We start from the raw sequence: 18,164 nt of genomic DNA, 5'->3' as shown, positions 1-18,164 counted from the left end.
GGAGCTGTCGGACGGGATCGATAAGCTCCCACCGCCGGATGCCACTGAGCGAATCGCCGGTCTTCCCTGGAGGTCAACTTTGATCCGTTCCCGCTTTGCCGTGGCGATCGCCGTCGCCGCAGCGACAGCGATCGTGGGGCTTCCCACGACCGCACACGCCGACGAGATCCCGATCGTCACGTCTGCCCACAGCGACTACGACCTCGATCGGGGCACGTTGCTGGTGTCCATCACGTCGCCCAGCGACGTCACCGATGTCCGTGCGCACATCCGCGAGTACAACACCGGGGCGGAGGTTGCCGTTCAGGAGGACTTCTACCTCCAGTCCGGCACCGAGCGTGACGGCGTGTGGCGATCCAACCCGATCATCCTCGACAAGCTCGGCTACTACCGGGTCGACGTGGAGGTCACCGACGAGGCCGGTCACCACGTCACCCAGACCGATGCCGGCGACCTGGACTACTCGGTGGTCACGTTCTTCGACAACGTCACGCTGAACCGCACCACTGTGACCTATGAGAACCGCAACGTGACAGTGCGGGGATGGCTCAAGGGGCGCTGGCCGGGCAGCGGCGAGATCAGGTCCCTGGGGAGATTCCCCATGACGGTGAACGCCGACTTCAGTTGGGACGCGGTCACCACCAGGGCCGACGGTTCCTTCACCGGCACTGTCACGATCGGCCGCAAGGACGTGCAGGTGTACGCGAACTACCGCTATGACAACGACCATCTCTTCCACGGCTCGTCGCGTTCGGCCGAGACCGCCATCACGATCACCAAGCGGCCGATGCGGATCACCATCGACACGGACCGACCCAAGATCCTCAAGGATGAGAACGTCACGGTGAGCGGTCGGCTGACCTGGCGGACGCCGGAGGGCTGGGTGCCGGTGCCCGGTGTGGAGCCGGGGGTTTCCCTCTGCATGAGCGCCGACTACTGCCGCACGTACCTCGGCTCCGCCACCACGGACGCGGACGGTCGGTACTCACTGACCACCTCGCCGTACGAGACCGGCCGCCTCCAGGTGGGTTACTCGATGGACGACGACTTCGTCAGCGCCGCGGTCGCCAGCACGAACATCTCCGTGCTGCAACCGGCCGCGTTCCGCAGTTTCTCGGCGGCCCGGGAGAACGCGACGACTGTGACGCTCAGCGGCGAGATGGAGTTCAACGGCGGGTTGTCCCCGGGGACGGTGCCGCTGAAGGTGCAGTTCTCGGCGACCGGCGACGACGACACCTGGGGCACCCAGGCCACCATCTACGCTGGCGGCAGTTACGACTTCGCCACGTCGATCTACCGGAAGACGGCTGGGTTCTGGCGGGTCGTCTACCCCGGCACCTCTACCGACTTCCAGTCGGCGACCAGCGCGTCGGTGTACGTCAGCTGATCTCGATGGGGCGCGGGGGCGTCCAGATCGGATGTTCCCGCGCCCTCGTCGACACACGACCTCGCTACCCCGACCGGTGGGGACCCACCAGGCCCGTCTCGTACGCGACGATGACCAGTTGCGCCCGGTCGCGTACCGCCAGTTTGGTCAGCAGCCGCCCGACGTGCGTCTTGACGGTGGCCTGGCTGAGGTTGAGGTGCGCGGCCAACTCCGCGTTGGACAGGCCCCGGGCGATCAGCGCGAGGACCTCCCGTTCCCGATCGGTCACCCCGTCGAGCTGGCGGGGCAGCGGCCGGGTCGGCTCCGGCTGCCGGGCGAACTCGTCGATCAGCCGGCGGGTCACCGTCGGCGCGAGCAGCCCCTCCCCGGCGGCGACCACCCGGATCCCGGTCAGCAGATCCGCCGGTGGGGTGTCCTTGAGCAGGAACCCACTGGCCCCGGCGCGCAGCGCCCCGTAGACGTACTCGTCGAGGTCGAACGTGGTCAGAATGATGACGCGGGTGTCGGCCGTCGCCGGGTCGGCGCAGATCCGCCGGGTCGCCTCGATGCCGTCCATCTCCGGCATCCGGACGTCCATCAGCACCACATCCGGCCGGTGCTGCCCGGTCAACGCGACAGCTTCCACGCCGGTGCCCGCCTCACCGACAGTGGTGCAGTCCGGGCTGAGATCGACCAGCAACCGGAAACTGCCGCGCAGCAACGCCTGGTCGTCGACGATCAGCACGCGGATCATGCGGCCACCCGGTAGGGGAGGCTGGCCGTCACCGCGAAGCCACCGTCGGGGCGGGGCCCGGCGCGGAACTCCCCGCCGTGCAACGCCACCCGTTCCCGCATGCCGATCAACCCGTGCCCCTCCCCGCCGAGCAGGACCGGCCGCTGGCCGTCGTCGGCCACCTCCACCCGCACCTCGTCGGGCAGGACGGTCACCGTGGCCCGGCAGGAGGCCGGCGCCGCGTGCTTCACCACGTTCGTCACCGCCTCCTGCACGATCCGGTACACAGCGAGGCCCACCGACTCCGGCACCGCGCCCGCCGGCTCGTCCCGCCGCACGTCGAGCTGCACGTCGACCCCGCCGATCGCCGCCTGCCGGGCGAGGAGGGGCAACTCGTCCAGCCCTGGCGTCGGCGCGTACGGGCTGTCCTCGCGCAGCACGCCGAGCACCCGACGTACGTCGGTCAGCGCGGTGCGGCCGGTCTCCTCGATGACCCGGAGCGCGGCACCCGCCTCACGGGGGTCGGCCTCGGCGACGTGGTTGGCGACGGCCGCCTTGACCACTATGAGGCTGAGCGTGTGCGCGACCACGTCGTGCAGCTCACGCGCCACCCGCAACCGCTCCTCGGTGGCAGCCTGACGAACGAGCTGGTCACTCTGCCGGGTGGCGAGGGCTCGTCGCTCCCGGATCTGCCAACCGATCACCCAGGCCGGCGCGACCATGACGGCGGCGTAGGCGACAGCGCCGGTCCGCGACCAGAGGTCCCCCGCGGTCAGCACCAGGCCGACGCTCACCAGCGCCAGGCAACCGGCGGCGCAGAGCAGCGACCGGCGGGTGGGCGTCGCCACGGCCACCGTGTAGAAGGACAGTCCGATGGCGAGCGCCGGTGCGGCGGCGGCGAAGTTGGGGATCACCCCGGTGATCAGGGCGACGGTGGCGACGGAGCTGATCCCGACGGCCACCGCCATCGGCCACCGTCGCCGGACGGCCAACGGCAGCCCGAGGGTCATCCCGACCAGCACCGACACCCAGAGCGGCTCGCGTACGCCACCGTGCAGCGGCGACTCCAGCGCGGCGTACGGGCAGAGCAACCCGCCGACGGCAACCGCCAGCAGGGCGTCCACCGTGTACAGGTCCACCGGCCGCATCCGTCGGGTCAACAGGAGAGCAGTCACCAGTCGAACGGTAACGATCGGCTGGATCGACCGCGTCCGCCTGTGGGCCGTCATCCCCGAGGACGACGTACCGGTGCTGCCGGGCCTGCGAATCCACCCGGGGGAGGGCCGGAAAGTGCCCGCTCCGGCACGACGCGCCGTACCCCCCGCGTTCGGGACCGTAACGGTCATGACCACAGACACGGTGACAGTGACGGGGCTGCGAGCGGTGTACGGCACCGGCACCCGGCGGGTTACGGCGCTCGACGGCGTGACCACGCGCTTCGCGAGCGGCACGTTCACGGCGGTGATGGGGCCCTCCGGCTCGGGAAAGTCGACACTGCTGCACTGCGCGGCGGGGCTGGACCGCCCGACCGAGGGAACCGTCACGATCGACGGCACCCGCCTCGACAACCTCAGTGAGGACGCGCTGACCCGGCTGCGGCGCGACCGGATCGGCTTCGTCTTCCAGGCGTTCAATTTGGTGTCCACGCTGACCGCCGCGCAGAACGTCGAGTTGCCGTCGCGCCTGGCCCGCCGTCGCCCGCCAGCCGGGGACGTGATCGCCGCCCTCGACGCCGTCGGTCTCGCCGACCGGGCCGGGCACCGGCCGAGTGAGTTGTCCGGCGGGGAACAGCAGCGCGTCGCCGTGGCCCGAGCGTTGATCACCCGCCCGGCGGTGGTCTTCGCCGACGAGCCGACCGGGGCGTTGGACAGCGCGTCCTCCCGGCAGGTGCTCCGGCTGCTGCGGGCACTCGTCGACGACCACGGGCAGACCGTCGTGATGGTGACCCACGATCCCGCCGCCGCCGCGTACGCCGATCGGGTCCTCCTGCTGGCCGACGGCCGCGTCGTCGACGAGCTGACCGGCGGGTTCACCGCCGCCGCCGTCGCCGCCCGGATCGCCCAGCGGGAAGCCGTCGCGGAGTCGTCGTGCTGAGTGTCCGGCGGTCGACCAGCGCCTTCGTGGCCGTGGCCATCGGGGTCACGCTTGTCGCGGCGGCCACCCTGCTGCTCGCCTCCGGCCGCCCGCAGGTGCCGGACCGGCTGGCGCGGGCGGCGGTCGTGGTGCAGAGCCCCGAGGCGGGTGCGTCCGCTGAGGAGTTCGTGCCGACCCGGCCCTGGTCGGCCAGCGCGGCGGCGGAGTTGGTCGGCAGGCTGGCCGGTCTGCCGGACGTGGTAGCGGCGGTGCCGGACCGCACCTTCTACGCCCAGCCGCTCGTCGACGGCCGGCCTTCGGCCGCCGACACCCGGCGCGAGGACGCCTACCAGGGGCACGGCTGGTCCAGCGCCCAACTGGGTGGGCTGCGCCTCACGGCTGGCGAGCCACCCCGCCGGCCCGGCGAGGTGGTCGTCGACAGCGCGCTCGGACTGCGCGCCGGCGCACCGGTCACACTGCTGACCGCGGCGGGCCCGGAGTCGTACACCGTCACCGGTCTGGTCGACGGACCCGGCGTCCACGTCGCGGACGAGGTCGCCGCCGCGCTCGCGCCCGGCGTGCGGGCCATCGGGCTGGTGCTCGCCCCGGACGCCGACCCCGAGCGGGTCGCCACGGCGGCTCGCGGAGTCGTCGGCGGCGACGGACTGGTGTTCACCGGTGCCGCCCGTGGTGCGCTGGAGCCGCGCGGCGACGCCCGTACCCGGTGGATCGGCATGCAGGTGCTCGCCGCCACGGCGGCCCTCGCCGGCTTCGTCACGGTGTTCGTGGTCGCCTCCACCTTCGCGTTCACCATCGCGCAGCGCCGCCGTGAGCTGGGTCTGCTGCGCGCCGTCGGTGCCACCGGGGGCCAGGTTCGCCGGATGGTGTACGCCGAGGCGCTCGCCGTCGGCGTCTCGGCGGGGTTCGTCGGCCTGCTGGTGGGCGCGGCGCTCGCCCCGTTGCTGGGTCGGCTGCTGGTCGACGTCGGCTTCGAACCGTCGACCTTCCGGGTCCGCTACGAACTCTGGCCGATCGCGGTCTCGCTCGCGGCCGGGCCGGTGATCGCGGTGCTGGCCGTCTGGTCGGCGTCCCGCCGGGCGGCGCGGGTCCGCCCGTTGGAGGCGTTACGCGAGGCTGCTGTGGAACAGCGACCGGTAGGGCGGGTGCGCGCCGCCACCGGGGTGCTGCTCCTCGCGGCGGGGGCCGCGCTCAGCCTCGGCACGGCGACCGCCGACGAGGCTCGGGTGGGGGCGCAGTACGCGCTCTACGCGGTGATGGCGTTGGTGGCCGGCACCACGGTGCTCGCCCCGGTGGTGGTCGGGCCGCTGGTGCGCCTGCTGCGTTCTCCGGTGCGTCGGCCCGGTGGCGCGATCGGGATGCTGGTCCGGGGCGGGGCATTGACCGCGACCCGGCGGACCGCCGCCATCGCCGCGCCGGTGCTGCTCACTGTCGCGTTCGCGGTGCTGGTGTCCGGGATGGTGCGCACCAGCACCGCCGCGTACGCCGCGGGTCGGGCGGATAACGTGAACGCCGGCTGGATCGTCGTGCCGGACCGCGCACCCGGCCTGTCCGACCGGGCCGTCGCCGCGACCGGTGGCACCGCGCTCCTGCCGACCACCGTCTACCGCACCGACCCCGGAACGTCGCCACCGGACCGGCCGATGACAGCGCTCGGCGTGGACCCGGAGGGCTTCGCCGCCGCGAACCGGGTGCTCACCGTCGTCGCCGGTTCGCTGAACGACCTGAGGGGCGACGACACGGTGGTGGTCACCGCCTCGGCGAACCGCCTGCCGTCGGAGCCGTACCCGGTGGTCTTCGCCGACGGGACGACGGTGCCGTTGCGCGTCGTCGCCGTGGTCGACGACACCTCGATCCCCGGCGACCTGCTGGTGCCCCGGGCCGTGGTGCGGGCGCACGACCCGTCGGCGCTGACGTCCACCGTGTACGTCCGGGACCGCATCGATCCACCGGTCGGCGCGCGGATCCTCGACGTGCCGGGCTGGGCGGCCGAGGCGGACGCCGCCGAGGACCGCCTCGTCTGGCTCTTCACACTGCTGCTGATCGGGGTGTCCGCCGGCTACGGGGCCGTCGCGGTGGCCAACACGCTTCTGCTGGCCGCCGCCGGCCGCGCCGCGGACCTGCGGCTGATCCGGATGGCCGGGGCGACCCGACGGCAGGTCATCTGGCTGGTCACGGCGGAGTCCGTGCTGGTGGTCCTGATCGGCGCGCTGCTGGGTGGGGCTGTCGCGTTCGTCGGTCTGCTCAGCATCAGCGCCGGCCTCGCCGAGCAGGTCGGTGCCCCCGTCGACCTGGTGATGCCATGGTCGGTGATCGCCGGGGTGGTGGGGCTGTGCCTGCTGCTCGCGGTGCTGTCCAGTGTGTTGCCGACGTGGCGGCTGCTGCGCCACCGTCCCGCCCGGTCACCGGTGGGCCTCGTCGGATGACAGCGCCCCCCGCGCGGACGATGGGCCAGCTACCGTCCATGGATGCGATTCGCGCGCCCGGTCGGGCTGATCCTCTCCGCCGCCGCCGTCGCGCTCTGGGCGTACGGCATGACCACGTGGCAGCCGCTGACCGAGCCGCTCGGCCCGTGGTCGGAGCACCTGCCGGGCAACAACGCCTACTGGGCGCGCGACCTGCGGTTCATGGCGATCATGGCGGTGCCGCTCGGGTTGGTGCTGGCCGGGCGGGGGCAGATGCGGTGGAGCGGCCCGGCTGTGGTGCTGGGCGGCTGCTGGATCGCGGCCGACGTGGCTGTCGACCGGGCCGACCTGATCGGCGTCGGCGCGACGGTGCGCCTCGCCGTCGCCGGCTACGCCGTGCTCGGCGTGGTCGCGGCGCTGCTGCTGTGGTGGGAGCGTGCCGTGCCGCCAATGGGGGAGCCCGATACGGAGTCGGCACGGGAGCGCGGCGCGACTCCGGCCACCAACCGGCGGGTGTTGACCGGCGCCGCCTGTGTGGCCGGGGTCCTGACGCTGGTGGCGGCCGGAATGGAGTCACCGACCGACCGGGAGCCGGAACTGCACCAGGGTGCGCTGGCCACGGCGGCGCTGCTGGTGGCCCTGGCTGTCGGTGCCGCGTTGGCGGCCGCTCCGGTGCGGACCCGGGTTCGCGTCGGGCTGGCGGCCGGCCTCACAGTGGTGGCAGTGCTCGGCGTCGGGTGGGTCCGTGCCACAGCGCCCGGCACACGCCTCCTGCCGGAGGCCGCTCTCGGGGCGGTGCTGCTCACCGGAGTCACACTCCTGGCCTGGGACTGGCCGGGCGGGCGGCCGATCTGGCGGCACCACGCCCTGGCCGCGCTCATCGCGCTCGTGGGTCCGGTGGTGTTCCTGGTGGCCACGGCCATCTCCATGATGATCCTGATGCCGATCGGCGCGGCGTTCACCGCGCTGGCCGGCAACAGCCCGATCAATTCCGCCGACTCCGATCTACTGGTCTCCCTGGTCGGGCTGCTCGCCGGGTTGGGAATGGCAGTGCTGCTGGCGCGGCCGAGCGTCGAGGACCGTCGGCAGCTCCGCTAGCTCACTCGACGACCGGCAGCACCACCTCGTTGCGGCGCAGGAACCACGGCTTCCACGGCGGGTCGAAGCGCGCGTACCGGATGGCACCTGTCGGTTGCAGCCCGGCCGCGGTCACCGACCGGCCGAGCATGGTGGCCCGCTCGCTGAACGCCTGCTCCGTCCACCGCCCGGAGAACCGCATCGCCGCCGCCAGCCGCGCCGGGATCTCGCGGATCCGCACCCGGGCGTCCACCGGCTCGGGCACTGTGGCGGCGGTGAAGCTGGCCGGCATGACGAACTGGATCAGGTACGCGCCCGGCCACTCACCCTCGATCTGCACCACTGGCACGGTCATGGCGATCTTCTCCGAGCCGCTGGCCGCCGCGATCGGCGGCGCGGCGGAGCCGATCGGGTGCCGGGCCCGATTGGCGCCACCGATGTACGCGGCCAGCGGCCGGAACGCCTCGATCGGCGCCCGGGTGAACGACGCCTGGATCTGCATCTCGGCCACCAGGTGGGCGGGGTACCGACGCAGCTCGAAGCCGGGGTGTCGAGACACCACCCGGTACGGCTGCTGTTCGGTCATCGCGCGGCTCCCAGGGTCTGCTGGGACAGACGCTACCGCCCGTCCGGCTCCCGCTCGGCCGAAGTCGGCCGCTCCGGCCCGGCGGGGAGTGCCCTGGTGGTCAACCGCCAGTACTGCCGCTTGTCCTCGTCGCGCAGCACCACCCCGATCTGCCCCAGCTCGCGGCGCAACTCCCGGGCGTCGTCGCGGCGGTCCCGCTCGATGGCCCGTTCCCGGGCACGCAGCAGCGCGTCCGCGCCGGCCGGCAACCCGGGCAGGTCCAGAACCCACAGCCGGTACGCCGACCGGTGCGGGTCGTCGTCCGCCCAACCCCAGCCGTGCTCCCGGAACGCCGCCGCCAGTTGGGCCGCCGGCAGGTCCGTCGACTCCCGGACCAGTTCCGCGCCGTCGGCGTCCAGCAGCACCAGGTGCTTGTCGGCGAGGAAGACCACCCGGGTGTCGACCCGGGCGATGGTCCGGTTCTCATCCGAGCGGCGCAGCTGGACCTGCGCCCCGTCGACGGTGACGATCAACCGTTCGGCGGTGCCGATCCCGGCGATGACCAGGCCGGCCAGGACGCCCACCCCGATCGTGCCGGCAGTGGCCTGCGGCTCGGGCAGCCGGTCCAACCACTCGATGAGGTCGCTGAACGGCACCCAGGGCAGCCGGGCGAGCCAGCCCGTCGCCGCCGCGAGGAGCCATCCGGCGCCCGCGCCGAGCAGCGGAAAGCCACCCCACAGGACCGCCAGCTCCACCGGGCCGCCGCTGACCACGGTGCGTGGTCGGTAGCCGGCCATGTCCATGGTCAGGACACCTCGCGGCGGAGCGTCCGGAACAGCCCGGCGGCCAGCGGCAAGACCAGCCAGACCAGCAGGGACACCCCCAACCGCGCCCACTGCTCACCGGTGACGGTGCTGGTGAACAGGGGTTCCATCGTCTGGTTGGGGTCAAGCCAGCCGGCCGGCCCGCGCAGCGGCCGGACCACCTCGCTGAGCACCGTCCAGAGGGTCGGCAGCAGCAGGTAGCCGACGATGGCCAGCGGCGGGTTGAGCAGGAGCAGACCGAAGGCGGCACCCATCAGCGCGCCGGCGACCTGGGCGATCGCCGTGTTCAGGATCAGCGGTGCGGTGGCATCCCAGGTGCCCGCGCCGCCCGTCGCGGACGCCACGAGCGTCCCGGCGGCGGCGACGGCCAGGGTGACCAGCAACGAGGCGAGCGCGGCCAGCACCACGGCGATCAGCTTCGCCGTCACCACCCGTTCCCGCCGGGGCACCAGCGCGTACGTCGTGAGAGCGGTGCGCTGGGACCACTCACTGGTGATCGACAAGATGCCCAGCACCGGCAGGAGCACGTTGACCGGCAACAGCGACGGAGCGTAGAAGGTGAAGAAGGTCAGCTCGTCATCCGCGCCGTAGATCAGCAGGAGGATGACGACCGCGACGACGATCAGACCGATGGTGATCAGCAGCCAGCGGCCGGCCCGGGTGTCGACGAGCTTGCGCACCTCCACGGCGCTGAGACGGAGCAACGACGGGCGGCGTACCGGAGAGTGGTGCCGTGGCGCGACGGCGCCGGCGGCGGGCGCGGTGGTGGTGGTCATCGAACGGCCTCCTTGGTCGATTCGCCGGCGGTCAGGGTGAGGAAGAGCTGTTCCAGGCCGCCGCCGCTGGCGGGTCGCAGCTCGGCCAGCGCGACGCCGGCATCGGCCGCCGCCTGGCCGACCGCCTCGGCGTCGGCCTGCACGAGCAGGCCCTCCGAGCTGTCGGCGGCGCTCAGGTTGGCCACCTCCAGCGCCCGACGCAGCGCCGCGTCGTCGCGGGCGCGAACCACAGTGCCGCCCCCGGCCAGCAGCTCGTTCTTGTCGCCCTGGGCCACGATCCGGCCGCCCCCGATCACCACCAGCCGGTCCGCGACCGCCTCCACCTCGCGCAGCAGGTGGGAGGAGAGCAGCACGGTGCCGCCCCGGTCGGCGAAGTCACGCAGCAGGCCGCGCATCCAGAAGATTCCCTCCGGGTCCAGGCCGTTGGCCGGCTCGTCGAGGATCAGCACCCGGGGGTCACCGAGCAGCGCGTGCGCCAGGCCCAGGCGCTGGCGCATGCCCAACGAGTACGCCCGGACCCGACGCTTCGCGGCCACCGCGTTCAACCCGACCAGGTCGAGCTTCGCGGCGACCTCGCGCCGGTCCAGACCCATGGTGTACGCGGACAGCGTCAACGCCTCGCGGCCGGTCCGCCCGGCGTGCTGGGCGGAGGCGTCCAGCAGCACCCCGACCTCGCGCCCCGGGTTGGGCAGCTCCCGGTAGGGGCGCCCGGAGACGGTGGCGCGGCCGGCGGTCGGCGCGGTGAGCCCGCAGATCATGCGCATGGTGGTCGACTTGCCGGCGCCGTTGGGGCCGAGGAAGCCGGTGACGGTGCCCGGCTCGCAGTGGAACGACACGTCGTCCACGGCCGGGTGCGGCCCGTACCGCTTGGTGAGGTTCTCTACGGTGATCATGCGGTTGAGCCTGCCCGCGCCGCCCGGCCATCCGCTGCGGCCACCGGTCGGTGCCGTCTCGACCTTGGTCGATCATCGGATCTCGACTTTGGTAGCTGGTCGTGTCGCCCGTCGGCTGCCTAGCATGGGCGCGTGACCAGCATCGCCGTTCCGGAGCACCCGTGGCTGCTGCCAGGGGAGCTGGTGGTGCCGGCCGAGCGTGTCCGGGAGCGGCCGCGCCGCACCACGCGTGACTGGGTGGTGGATGGCCTGGCGTTCCTGCTCGGGCTGCTGTGGGTGCTGTTCGTCACCTTCGACGCCCTGTCGCCCAACCCAGAGGCGGCGATCGCGCTGCCGCACGACTGGATGGTCGGCGTCGACACGGTGCTCGGGCTGGTCTGCTGCGGGCTGCTCTGGGTGCGTCGGCGGTGGCCGCTCGGGCTGGCCCTGGCCACCCTGCCGCTGAACCTGTTCTCGATGGCCGCCGCCATCCCGCTGTTGATCATCTACTTCACAGTGGTGGTGCATCGCCGGACCGCCGTCGCGGTCGCGGTCACCGGTGCCGGGCTCCTCACCAACCTGGTCTTCAGTTGGACCCGTCCAGATCCGGTGATGCCGTACTGGGCCACTGTGACCTGGGGGGTGGTGATCACCTTCGCGGTGCTGGCCTGGGGGATGTTCGTGCGGGCCCGCCGACAGTTGATCGTGTCGTTGCGCGAGCGCGCCGAGCGGGCCGAGGCGGAGCAGCAACTGCGGATCGCCCAGGCCCGCCACCTCGAACGCACCCGGATCGCCCGGGAGATGCACGACGTGCTGGCCCACCGGATATCGCTGCTCAGCCTGCACGCGGGTGCTCTGGAGTTCCGCCCGGACGCGCCGGCCGAGGAGGTGGCCCGGGCCGCCGGGGTGATCCGGGGCAGCGCGCACGCGGCCCTTCAGGACCTGCGGGAGGTGATCGGGGTGCTGCGCGCCGAGGACGACGGTGCCGGCGACGCCCCCGAGCCGCCGCAGCCCACCCTCGCCGACCTGCCGGCGCTGATCGCCGAGTCGCGGTCGGCCGGGGTGCGGGTCAACGTCAGCGACAGCGTCGCCAGCCCGGGGGAGGTGCCGGCGGCGCTGGGTCGGGCCGCGTACCGGATCGTGCAGGAGGGGCTGACCAACGCCCGCAAGCACGCGGCCGGCGCGGCCGTCACCGTCGATGTAGCCGGCGGGCCAGGCACCGGACTGACAGTGGCTATCGGCAACCGCTGGCCGGTCGGCGTGCCGGCCGGCGGCACGCTGCCGGGTGCCGGCACGGGCCTGGTCGGCATCAGTGAACGGGTCACCCTGGCCGGTGGGCGGCTCGCCTACGGTCGGGACGACAGCGGTGACTTCCGGCTGGCCGCCTGGCTGCCGTGGCCGGCGTGACCAGCCCCGCCGGACCGCCGGACGCGACCGGGCCGGCCGGAGTGGCCGGGCCGCCGGTACGCGTGCTGATCGTGGACGACGACGCGTTGGTCCGGGCCGGGCTCTCGATGATCCTCGGCGGTCTGCCGGACCTGGCCGTGGTCGGCGAGGCGGCCGACGGTGGCGAGGTGCCGGCGGCCGTCGCCGCGTACGCCCCGGACGTGGTGCTGATGGACATCCGGATGCCGCGGGTCGACGGGCTGACCGCCACCGAGGCGCTGCGTGCCCAACCGCACCCGCCGGAGGTGCTGGTGCTGACCACCTTCGACGCCGACGAACAGGTCCTGCGGGCGCTCCGCGCCGGGGCGGCCGGTTTCCTGCTCAAGGACACCCCGCCGGCGGAGATCGTGCGCGCCGTACGCCGGGTCGCGGCGGGCGAGGCGACGCTCTCGCCGACGGTGACCCGGACGTTGATCGCCCACGTGACCGCCGCCGCCCCCGGCCCGGTCGGCCCGGATCCGCGCCGGGAACGGGCGCTGCGGCTCCTCGCCGGGCTCAGCGAGCGGGAGCGGCAGGTGGCGGTCGCGCTCGGGCGGGGTCACACCAACGCGGAGATCGCGGGGGAGTTGTTCATGAGCGTGGCGACGGTGAAGGCCTACGTGTCCCGACTGCTGACCCGGTTGGAGCTGAACAACCGGGTCCAGGTGGCCCTGCTCGTGCACGACGCCGGCCTCGTCTGACGGCCGGTCGCGCCGGCCTGTCGGCGGACGATCTGCTTACCGCGTACCGGAATTGAACTTTCGTCCGGTGTCCGCCGTACCCATGGCCGAGGATGTCGGTGCGGTAGGTCCGCCGTACCGCTGCCGAACTGCGGGAGGCCTGCCGTGCGAGTTGGTGAGCAGTCGACGGATCCCATCGATCAGGTACTGGGTGAGGTGCCAATGCCGGCACCACTGACCCCGGAGGATGTCCGGCTCGCGGTCCGGGCGGTGGTAGTGCACACCGCCGAGGAGTGGCCCACCGGGCCGCTGTGCCGCAACGACGGCGCTTCCTACCCGTGCCGACTGCACCGCTGGGGGCGTCGGGTGTTGGAGGCACACGGGCTCAACGAGCGGCAGATCGAAGCGTTGATCCGGCATGGCAATCCGTTCGTGCACGTGCCGTTTCCGTTCACGGCGACCGGGCCGTCGCGGCAACAGGCCGCGCGGGCCGTCCCCCAGGGGGTACGGCCCACCGCTACCGGCCGGCCGGTGACTCCCCCCGTCACCGCGCCGCGCTGGCCCCGGGCGAGCTGAGCGCGCTGTCCCCCTCCGCCCACACGACCCGGGGCGACACGACGTCGGCCCGGCGCGGAGATTCCCCCCTCCGCGTCGGACCGACGTCGCTCTGAGCGGTCGACTCAGTTGCCGACCCCGCAGTCCGGGGCGGACCAACTCGTCGTGTTCGAGCTGTCGTCGCTGTTGTTCTCCCGGCGTGAGTCGACGTGCACGTGGTCGTCGTGGTCGGGGTAGCCCGGCCCGTAGATCCCACTGAAGCCGTTGTTGCGGGCGCCGCGGGCGACCTGGCACAGCGAGGACGTCCGTGAGGTCACGTCGGCCGCGTTGCCGTACAGGTGTTGGCTGTCGGACGCGCCGCCGACCTGGTTGTTGCAGGCGCGACTGCGGTATCCGCTCGACACGTAGAGCGGCTTGTCGCCGAGGCTCTTGCGCAGCGCCTCCAGCTTCCACATGGTGCGCAGCGCGTTCTGCTTGGTCTGGTTCGCCGACAGCGGGCCGCCGCTCCACCCGCTTTCGCCGCACCCGTTGTCCAACTCGCCGTAGGTGAAGTGCGCGGGCGTGCAGTCGTTGTCCTGGAGTTGGTAGAGCTTGGCGAAGGTCTGTGGGCCGGCGATGCCGTCGGCGCGCAGCCCGTACGCCTGCTGGAACCGCTTGACCGCGGCGGCGGTCTTCGGCCCGTAGCGGCCATCGTTCTCCACGATGTCCCGGTAGCCGGCCCACCCGGCGACCCGGATCTGCAACTGGCGGACGTCATCGCCGGACCGCCCCTGGCTCAGGGTGCGGTTCCAGGTGTAACAGCCGTCCGCGTGCGCCGCCGGTGCGGCGACCACCGTGGCGATTACGGCCCCTGGCAGTGCCAGGGCGAATGCGACGGCGACCCGCTTCAAGGTGTTTACGCGCACAGAAGTCCTCCCGATAGGAGAGCGAATGGGGTGGCTCCAGGACATCGACCGAGAAGTCCCGTGATTTCCACCCTCGCACTGATCAGTGCCGTTGGAGGTGGTTAACGAGAATCGTGCTCACAATCCGCTGTGGCTGGGTATTGGCTGGGAATTCGGCTGATTTGCGAAACAGCCATTTCCGGCCGATCACCCCTCCTGCGGCCAAGCGCACCGAACGTCGCAATCTGCCACACGCAGGGTGATGTTCCCGGGGTGATCGGGGCCGGTAACGTCAGCCCCGGGTGGCGGACTGGCGGAGGTGCACGTGGCACGCGGTGGCGTCTTCTGTGTCGAGGGTCAGTGGCACCGTGACCTCAACGAGCGGGGCTCGGTGCTGCCCACGCTCGAGCTGCTGGAGCGGCTGGGCAAGATCCGGTTCATCCACAAGGACGCGGCCACCCGCGACGAGCTGTTCTACTTCCTGGACCGTTGGCTGCTCAAGCAGTACGCCGACCACCGGGTCGGCTTCTTCGCCATGCACGGCGAGCCGAGCCGGCTCTGCCTCACCGACTGGCAGTCGGTGGAGCTGAACGAGGTGGCCGAGCTGATGGCCGGCCGCGCGGAGGGGCGGCGACTCTATTTCGGCAGCTGCTCGGTGCTGCGGGCCTCGGACGCGGTGCTGCGCGAGTTCCTGGAGGTCACCGGAGCCGCCCTCATCTGCGGTTTCACCCGGGAAGTCGACTGGGTCGAATCGGCGGCCTTCGAAACCGTGCTCCTCGACGTGCTCGCCAACGGCCAGCGCCACAATGCCGCCGAGCTGCGGATGGGCTCCGCCCACTGGGCGCCGCTCGCGTCGTACCTCGGCTTTCGGGTGATCTACGCCAACGGTCGGGCCTGGCGTCCGTCCGGCCGTCCCCGGGTGCCCACCCAGGAGGCGCGCCGCGCCGCGGCCCGACCCCGCTGACCCGCCGCCGCCGCTGCGCCCGCACCCTGGTAGGAACGGGGGATGGCACGCAGCATCGCAAGGAACACCCGGGTCGACCGGGACGGCCTGCTCGACTTCCTCCGGCCGCGACACCGCGTCGTGCTGATGACCACCCGGGCGGACGGGCGACCGCAGTCCTCCCCGGTCTCCGCCGGGGTCGACGGGCAGGGGCGACTGGTCGTCTCCACCTACCCCGAGCGGGCCAAGGTGAGCAACCTCCGCCGCGACCCCCGGGTCTCGGCCTGCGTGCTCAGTGACGACTGGAACGGCCCCTGGGTGCAGATCGACGGCACCGCCGAGGTGCTCGACCTGCCCGAGGCGCTGGAGCCGCTCGTCGAGTACTTCCGCAGCATCTCCGGTGAGCACCCGGACTGGGACGACTACCGGGCGGCGATGGTGCGTCAGGGCAAGTCGCTGATCCGGATCACCATCGACGCCTGGGGCCCGATCGCCACCGGTGGCTTCCCGGCCCGTCTCGCCGACTGACCCCTCGTTCGGTGGATCCACCGGCTGGTGCGCATCGACTACGGTGAGCCAAGCAAGATCCACTGACCCGAACGGGGACCCATGAACAATCCTTCCGTCCCTCGCCGGCTGCTCGCCTGGGCGGTGCCGGCCACCCTCGCGTTCGCCGTCGTCGCGCCGGCCCTGCCGGCTCAGGCCGCCCCGGCCAACACCCCGACCCCGGCCGTCGCCGGCCCGGTCGACAAGGACCTCAACGGCGACGGCGTACCCGACCTGGTGACCGTCGGCGGCACCACGACGGGCCTCGCCTCCGGCGTCTGGGCGGCGCGGGGTCGGGTCGACGCGACCACCGGCGTCGGCACCGGCCGCGTGAAGGTCCCGGCCGTGAACATCGGCGTCCACGGCAACGGGGTCTCCGGCAACGAGATCCCGGCCGCGGACTTCGACGGCGCCCAGGTGATCACCGGACGCTTCTTCGGCACCGCGAACCAGGACTTCCTGGCCTACTACCCGGGTGGCGTCAACGCCGGAGGCGGCAGCTTCATCGCGGGCGTCGGCGACGGCACGATGGTGAACCCGTACCGCGGCAGCGGACAGGTCACTCTCATCCGCGATTACCTCCTCGACGAGTACGGCAACTCTCCGATCCAGCTCGTCAACGGGTTCACGGCGGACGGCGTCGACACCGGCATCCCGGACCTGCTGGGCATCGTCGGCGACGCGAGCAACGGTTACCGCCTGGCCTACTACCCAAACGTCTGGGCACCCAGCCTCTACCTTCCGCTGCCGCAGGGCAACGCCACTCCGACCGGCGGCAGCGACTGGCAGAACTGGACCCTGGCCAGCACCGAGCTGGCCTCGGGGGCGGCGTTGGTGCTGCGTAACGCCACCACCGGTGACCTCTACCTCTGGCAGGGCGTCACCATGACCGACAACGGCGACGGGACCGGCGCGCTCGCCTACACGCAGTACCGGCTCGCCTCCGGATGGAACACGGGCGTCGCGATCAGCAGCCTCACCGCCGCCGACCAGAACGCCGACGGCGTGGCGGACCTGTGGGCGGTGTTCCCGGACGGCAGCGTGCGGGCGTACCTGATCTCGAACCTCTCGGCCGGGAAGCCGGCGAAGATCCGGGCGATCCAGGCGCAGCAGCTCCGCTGACCTGAAGTGTGGGGTGCGTCAGCCGCAGGCGACGGACCCCACTCCGGTCAGTCGACCAGGGCGGCGTAGACGAGCTGGCGCAGCTGGGAGCGGAGCGGGTAGGTGCTCGACGGCATCAGCTGCGTGAACAGCAGCGCGGTGATCTCCTCGGCCGGGTCGACCCAGAACGCGGTGCTGGCCACCCCACCCCAGTAGTACTCGCCGACGCTGCTGGGCACCCGGCTGGGGACCGGGTCGTCGACCACCGCGAAGCCGAGACCGAAGCCGATCCCGTCCAGTGTGGTCTCCGCGAAGCCGCCGGTGGACAGGGTGCCCAGGTCCTGACCGCCGGGCAGGTGGTTGCGGGTCATGAACCGCACAGTGCGCGGCCCGAGCAGCCGGACGCCGTCAAGCTCTCCGCCGCGCAGCAGCAGCTGCGTGAACCGGTGGTAGTCGGCGGCGCTGGAGATCAGGCCGCCACCGCCGGAGAGCAGCGCCGGCTTGCTGAACGCGAGCGACCCCAGGCTGTCGTAGCGGACGGCCCGACCGCTGCGCGGTTCCGGTACGTAGAGCGCGGCCAGCCGGTCGGCCTCGTCGCCCTCCACCCACCAGCGGGTGTCGGTCATGCCCAGTGGGCCGAAGATCCGGTCGGCGAAGAACGCGTCGAGGCTCTGCCCGGAGATCACCTCGACGAGTCGGCCGAGCACGTCGGTGGCGACGGAGTAGCCCCACGCCGAGCCGGGCTGGAACAGCAGCGGCAGTTCGCCGAAGGCCGCGCAGGCCCCGGCCAGGTCGACGTCCGCGGGCGGGTACAGGTCGTAGCCGGCGGCCCGGTAGAGCCCGTCGACCACCGAGGTCTGCATGAAGCCGTACGTCAGGCCGGCCGTGTGGGTGAGCAGGTGCCAGACCCGGATCGGCTCGACCGCCGGCACCGTGAACGGCTTGAGCGCCGACCCCTTGGAGTAGACCCGCAGGTCGGCGAACTCGGGGAGCCAGCGGCTGATCTCGTCGGTCAGCTCGAACCGGCCCTCCTCCCACAGCATCATCGCCGCGACCGAGGTGACCGGCTTGGTCATCGAGTAGATCCGCCACAGCGTGTCGGCCTCGACCGGTGCGCCCGACTCGCGGTCGCGCAGCCCGTACGTCGAGGAGTGCGCCACCTCGCCGCGCCGGGTGACCACCACCTGCCAGCCGGCCAGCCGGCCGTCGTCGACGTACCGGCCGAAGTGCTCGTCGATCCGCGCCAGCCGCGTCCTGTCGAAACCGATCTGATCCGGGTCCTTGCTCCGAGCCACACTCACGCCGCCGAACCTACTCGCCG

The 18,164-nt window shown here is 72.4% G+C and carries 18 protein-coding genes; 10 read left to right on the top strand and 8 right to left on the bottom strand.

Translation table 11 applies throughout. The features are described from left to right. The first annotated feature begins 79 nt into the window (after window positions 1-79). Window positions 80-1,387, top strand: a complete 1,308-nt coding sequence (locus AB0B48_RS02800) for a hypothetical protein (RefSeq protein ID WP_357194928.1) — start codon at window positions 80-82, stop codon at window positions 1,385-1,387. Window positions 1,388-1,451: 64 nt separating this feature from the next. Here the strand turns inward: AB0B48_RS02800 and AB0B48_RS02795 are convergent, their stop codons facing one another. Beyond that, window positions 1,452-2,120 carry a response regulator transcription factor gene (locus AB0B48_RS02795; RefSeq protein WP_357194925.1) on the bottom strand — a complete coding sequence of 223 codons (669 nt, stop codon included), beginning with the start codon at window positions 2,118-2,120 and terminating at the stop codon, window positions 1,452-1,454. Further along, window positions 2,117-3,274, bottom strand: coding sequence for a sensor histidine kinase (locus tag AB0B48_RS02790; protein ID WP_357194922.1), 1,158 nt, complete (start codon window positions 3,272-3,274; stop codon window positions 2,117-2,119). The genes AB0B48_RS02795 and AB0B48_RS02790 overlap by 4 nt, the downstream gene beginning before the upstream one ends. A gap of 169 nt (window positions 3,275-3,443) precedes the next feature. Here AB0B48_RS02790 and AB0B48_RS02785 point away from each other — a divergent pair, with 169 nt between their 5' ends. Genes AB0B48_RS02785 through AB0B48_RS02775 form a run of 3 tightly spaced genes read left to right on the top strand, consistent with a single transcriptional unit; the run spans window position 3,444 to window position 7,693 of the window. Next, complete coding sequence (locus tag AB0B48_RS02785) at window positions 3,444-4,193, top strand: ABC transporter ATP-binding protein (protein WP_357194919.1); 750 nt, start codon at window positions 3,444-3,446, stop codon at window positions 4,191-4,193. After that, a complete protein-coding gene (locus AB0B48_RS02780) occupies window positions 4,187-6,616 on the top strand; it encodes an ABC transporter permease (RefSeq protein ID WP_357194916.1) in 2,430 nt (809 codons plus the stop codon). The genes AB0B48_RS02785 and AB0B48_RS02780 overlap by 7 nt, the downstream gene beginning before the upstream one ends. Before the next feature lie 42 nt (window positions 6,617-6,658). Next, entirely contained in the window at window positions 6,659-7,693 is a 1,035-nt protein-coding gene (locus AB0B48_RS02775; RefSeq protein WP_357194913.1) for a hypothetical protein, read from the top strand. 1 nt (window position 7,694) lies between these two features. Here the strand turns inward: AB0B48_RS02775 and AB0B48_RS02770 are convergent, their stop codons facing one another. From AB0B48_RS02770 to AB0B48_RS02755, 4 genes are read right to left on the bottom strand one after another with little or no spacing between them, the layout of a single operon-like run. Beyond that, window positions 7,695-8,258: a heme-binding protein gene (locus AB0B48_RS02770; protein ID WP_357194910.1), complete on the bottom strand. Its 564-nt coding sequence runs from the start codon at window positions 8,256-8,258 to the stop codon at window positions 7,695-7,697. Window positions 8,259-8,290: 32 nt separating this feature from the next. Further along, window positions 8,291-9,040, bottom strand: a complete 750-nt coding sequence (locus tag AB0B48_RS02765; protein ID WP_357194907.1) for a hypothetical protein — start codon at window positions 9,038-9,040, stop codon at window positions 8,291-8,293. Window positions 9,041-9,042: 2 nt separating this feature from the next. Further along, window positions 9,043-9,837 carry an ABC transporter permease gene (locus tag AB0B48_RS02760; RefSeq protein WP_357194905.1) on the bottom strand — a complete coding sequence of 265 codons (795 nt, stop codon included), beginning with the start codon at window positions 9,835-9,837 and terminating at the stop codon, window positions 9,043-9,045. After that, complete coding sequence (locus AB0B48_RS02755) at window positions 9,834-10,730, bottom strand: ATP-binding cassette domain-containing protein (RefSeq protein WP_357194902.1); 897 nt, start codon at window positions 10,728-10,730, stop codon at window positions 9,834-9,836. The genes AB0B48_RS02760 and AB0B48_RS02755 overlap by 4 nt, the downstream gene beginning before the upstream one ends. 132 nt (window positions 10,731-10,862) lie before the next feature. Here AB0B48_RS02755 and AB0B48_RS02750 point away from each other — a divergent pair, with 132 nt between their 5' ends. From AB0B48_RS02750 to AB0B48_RS02740, 3 genes are all read left to right on the top strand, one after another. Beyond that, window positions 10,863-12,116 carry a histidine kinase gene (locus AB0B48_RS02750; RefSeq protein WP_357194898.1) on the top strand — a complete coding sequence of 418 codons (1,254 nt, stop codon included), beginning with the start codon at window positions 10,863-10,865 and terminating at the stop codon, window positions 12,114-12,116. Beyond that, on the top strand, window positions 12,095-12,835 hold the full coding sequence (locus AB0B48_RS02745; RefSeq protein ID WP_357195015.1) for a response regulator transcription factor: 741 nt from the start codon (window positions 12,095-12,097) through the stop codon (window positions 12,833-12,835). The genes AB0B48_RS02750 and AB0B48_RS02745 overlap by 22 nt, the downstream gene beginning before the upstream one ends. A gap of 201 nt (window positions 12,836-13,036) precedes the next feature. Next, window positions 13,037-13,390 carry a hypothetical protein gene (locus AB0B48_RS02740; protein WP_357194895.1) on the top strand — a complete coding sequence of 118 codons (354 nt, stop codon included), beginning with the start codon at window positions 13,037-13,039 and terminating at the stop codon, window positions 13,388-13,390. Between the two features lie 104 nt (window positions 13,391-13,494). Here AB0B48_RS02740 and AB0B48_RS02735 read toward each other — a convergent pair whose 3' ends face one another. Continuing rightward, entirely contained in the window at window positions 13,495-14,274 is a 780-nt protein-coding gene (locus AB0B48_RS02735) for a D-Ala-D-Ala carboxypeptidase family metallohydrolase (RefSeq protein WP_357194892.1), read from the bottom strand. Between the two features lie 304 nt (window positions 14,275-14,578). On the opposite strand from AB0B48_RS02735, the gene AB0B48_RS02730 reads away from it, so the two are divergent. The 3 genes from AB0B48_RS02730 to AB0B48_RS02720 all read left to right on the top strand — a co-directional run bounded on the left by AB0B48_RS02730 (window position 14,579) and on the right by AB0B48_RS02720 (window position 16,864). After that, window positions 14,579-15,217: a hypothetical protein gene (locus AB0B48_RS02730; RefSeq protein ID WP_357194889.1), complete on the top strand. Its 639-nt coding sequence runs from the start codon at window positions 14,579-14,581 to the stop codon at window positions 15,215-15,217. Between the two features lie 42 nt (window positions 15,218-15,259). Beyond that, window positions 15,260-15,724, top strand: a complete 465-nt coding sequence (locus tag AB0B48_RS02725) for a PPOX class F420-dependent oxidoreductase (protein WP_357194886.1) — start codon at window positions 15,260-15,262, stop codon at window positions 15,722-15,724. Window positions 15,725-15,805: 81 nt separating this feature from the next. Next, window positions 15,806-16,864, top strand: coding sequence for a hypothetical protein (locus AB0B48_RS02720; RefSeq protein ID WP_357194884.1), 1,059 nt, complete (start codon window positions 15,806-15,808; stop codon window positions 16,862-16,864). Window positions 16,865-16,911: 47 nt separating this feature from the next. Here AB0B48_RS02720 and AB0B48_RS02715 read toward each other — a convergent pair whose 3' ends face one another. After that, the gene (locus AB0B48_RS02715) at window positions 16,912-18,144 is read right to left on the bottom strand and encodes a serine hydrolase domain-containing protein (RefSeq protein ID WP_357194881.1); all 1,233 of its coding nucleotides are present in this window, start codon (window positions 18,142-18,144) and stop codon (window positions 16,912-16,914) included. Window positions 18,145-18,164 lie beyond the last annotated feature (20 nt).

The sequence above is a fragment of the Micromonospora sp. NPDC049089 genome (genome assembly GCF_040648775.1).
GTDB lineage: Bacteria > Actinomycetota > Actinomycetes > Mycobacteriales > Micromonosporaceae > Micromonospora.
This window is presented reverse-complemented; position numbering and strand designations above follow the sequence as displayed.